The sequence below is a fragment of the Flavobacterium sp. genome (assembly GCF_049590715.1).
GTDB lineage: Bacteria > Bacteroidota > Bacteroidia > Flavobacteriales > Flavobacteriaceae > Flavobacterium.
In genome coordinates, this window is the sequence record NZ_JBAWDL010000221.1 from 1 (window position 1) to 3247 (window position 3247).

Consider the following 3247-nt stretch of genomic DNA (forward strand, 5'->3'; position numbering starts at 1 on the left):
AGGAAAATGTGTAGTCAACTCGATTTCGTTGAAAGAAGGCGAAGAGCAGTTTATTCATCATGCTAAACTAATCAAACGCTACGGAGCTGCAGCAATTATCATGGCTTTTGACGAAACAGGACAAGCAGATAATTACGATAGAAGGGTTGAAATTTGTCAACGTTCGTATGATATTTTGGTAGATAAAGTAGGTTTTCCTCCAGAGGATATTATTTTCGATTTGAATATATTTCCGGTAGCAACAGGAATGGAAGAGCACCGTTTGAATGCTTTGGATTTCTTTAGAGGAACCAAATGGGTTCGCGAGAATTTGCCACACGCACACATTAGTGGAGGTGTGAGTAATGTGTCGTTTTCGTTTAGAGGAAATGATACGGTGAGAGAAGCGATGCACTCGGTTTTTTTGTACCATGCGATCCAAAACGGAATGACGATGGGAATTGTAAACCCAGAAATGTTGACCATTTATGATGATATCCCAAAGGATTTATTAGAGCATGTTGAAGACGTAATATTAAACCGTCGTGATGATGCAACAGAACGTTTGTTGGATTTTGCAGAGAATGTAAAAGGCGGTCCAAAAGCAACGGAGAAAGAAATTCAAGAATGGCGTTTTGGAACCGTTCAAGAAAGAATTACGCACTCGCTTGTAAAAGGAGTAGATGCTTTTATAGAATTGGATGTTGAAGAAGCAAGACAAGCTGCAACCAAACCAATCGAGGTAATCGAAATCAACTTGATGACAGGAATGAATGTCGTTGGGGATTTGTTTGGTTCTGGGAAAATGTTTTTGCCACAGGTAGTAAAATCAGCGCGTGTAATGAAAAAAGCCGTTGCGTATTTATTACCATATATTGAAGCTTCGAAACAAGCGGGCGATAAAGAAGGAAACGGTAAAATATTAATGGCAACCGTAAAAGGAGATGTGCACGATATTGGGAAAAATATTGTTTCGGTAGTATTGGCGTGTAACAATTACGAAATTGTTGATTTAGGTGTGATGGTAGCGCCAGAGAAAATTATTGCGGCAGCTATTGAACATGATGTTGATATTATAGGTTTGAGCGGTTTGATTACACCTTCGCTTGACGAAATGGTGTTTTTGGCCAAAGAATTAGATAAAAGAGGAATGAATATTCCTGTGATGATAGGTGGAGCAACGACTTCACGTGCGCACACTGCCGTGAAAATTGCACCACAATACAAATCGACGGTAATACACGTAAACGATGCCTCGAGAGCGGTAACTGTAGCAGGGAATTTATTAGACGATAATAAAGAAACCTATACTGCTGGAATTCGTGCAGATTATGATGCGTTTAGAGAGCAGTTCTTGAACCGTTCGAGAGATAAAAATTTCTTGACGATTGAAGATGCTCGTAAGAACAAATTGCAGTTGGATTGGGCGAATTACACACCTAAGAAACCAAATTTCATTGGAACAAAAAGTTTTGAAGTAGAGTTGGATGTATTGGTGCCGTATATTGACTGGACGCCGTTTTTTAGAACTTGGGAGTTGTTTGGAAAATATCCAGCAATTTTGACGGATGAAGTAGTAGGAGAGCAAGCCACTTCAGTTTTTGCTGATGCAAAAGAGATGTTGGACGTGATTTTGAAAGAGAAGAAATTCGTAGCCAAAGGAATCTACGGAATCTTCCCTGCGAACCAAGTGAACGATGATGATATTCAATTGTATGATGAAAACGGAAAAGAATTGGAGAAATTCTTAACCTTACGTCAGCAAGCACAAAAAACAAAAGGAGCACCAAACATTGCTTTATCTGATTTTATTGCGCCAAAAGACAATGGCGTAACCGATTATATGGGTGCTTTCTGTGTAACAACAGGTTTTGGAGTAGATGAATGGGCAGATGAATACCGTGATAATTTAGACGATTATAACTCGATTATGGTGAAAGCCTTGGGAGATCGTTTAGCAGAAGCCTTTGCAGAATATTTGCACGAGCAGATACGTAAAGAAATTTGGGGTTATGCTCCAGATGAAGCTTTAACCACAGAAGCGATGATTGAAGAAACCTATGCTGGAATTCGTCCTGCGCCAGGTTACCCAGCTTGTCCAGATCACTTGGAGAAACCAACGATTTGGAAATTATTAAAAGTAGAAGAAGAAATTGGTGTAACTTTGACCGAGAGTATGGCGATGTGGCCAGCGGCAGCAGTTTCAGGATATTACTTTGCGAATCCTGAAAGTAGGTATTTTGGACTTGGAAAAATCAAAGAAGACCAAGTAATTGATTACGCAAAACGTAGAAGTATCTCGACTGACAAAGCCTCAAGATGGTTAGGTCCTAATATAGCAGATTAGATTAGTCATAAAGTCAAAAGTCATAAAGTCTCAAAGTTTGGGACTTTCGACTTTCGACTTTAAAACTTTAAGACATAATAATGAAAGTAACACAACATATAGAAAACGCACAAGGGAAACCATTATTCTCTTTTGAAATTGTACCGCCTCAAAAAGGAAGTAATATTAAAGATTTGTATGAAAATATAGATCCGTTAATGGAGTTTAAACCGCCATTTATTGATGTAACCACTTCGAGAGAAGAGTATGTATATATTGAAAAAGACGGACTTTTTGACCGTCGTATTACACGTATGCGTCCAGGAACAGTTGGGATTTGCGCTTCTATCCAACATAAATATGGTGTAGATGCTATTCCCCACGTATTGTGTGGTGGGTTTACCAAAGAAGAAACCGAATACCTTTTGGTAGATTGTCATTACTTAGGAATTGACAACTTGGTCGCACTACGTGGTGACCCTATGAAAGGCGAAAAATACTTTGAACCTTGCAAAGGGGGTCATGCGTATGCGTCGGAATTGGTGAAACAAATCAAAGCGATGAATGCAGGTCAGTTTTTGCACGACAAAATGCCAATGAAAAGCGCTCCAGACTTTTGCGTGGGTGTAGCTGGTTATCCTGAAAAACACATTGAAGCGCCAAGTTTGGAAGCCGATTTAAAACGCCTAAAAGAAAAAGTAGATGCGGGAGCGGATTACGTGGTAACGCAGATGTTTTTTGATAATCAACGTTATTTTAAATTCGTTGAAGCCGCTCAAGCAATCGGAATCACCGTGCCTATTATTCCGGGGATTAAACCTGTTGCGGTTAAACGTCATTTGCAATTGTTGCCACAGGTTTTTTGGTTGGATATGCCAGAATCTTTGATTACGTCTAGCGAACAAGCCAAAGACAATGCGGCTGTTCGCCAAATAGGAGTAG

Annotated in this window: 2 protein-coding genes; both read left to right on the forward strand. The window is 39.6% G+C overall.

Annotation, left to right across the window (positions count from 1 at the left end; all coding sequences use genetic code 11):
- Positions 1 to 2326: methionine synthase (metH, locus tag WBQ70_RS10190; protein WP_423913677.1), on the forward strand; the 2326-nt coding region annotated here is incomplete at its 5' end.
- An 80-nt stretch (positions 2327 to 2406) separates the two neighbouring features.
- The coding region (locus WBQ70_RS10195; RefSeq protein ID WP_423913680.1) for a methylenetetrahydrofolate reductase at positions 2407 to 3247 on the forward strand (841 nt) is incomplete at its 3' end.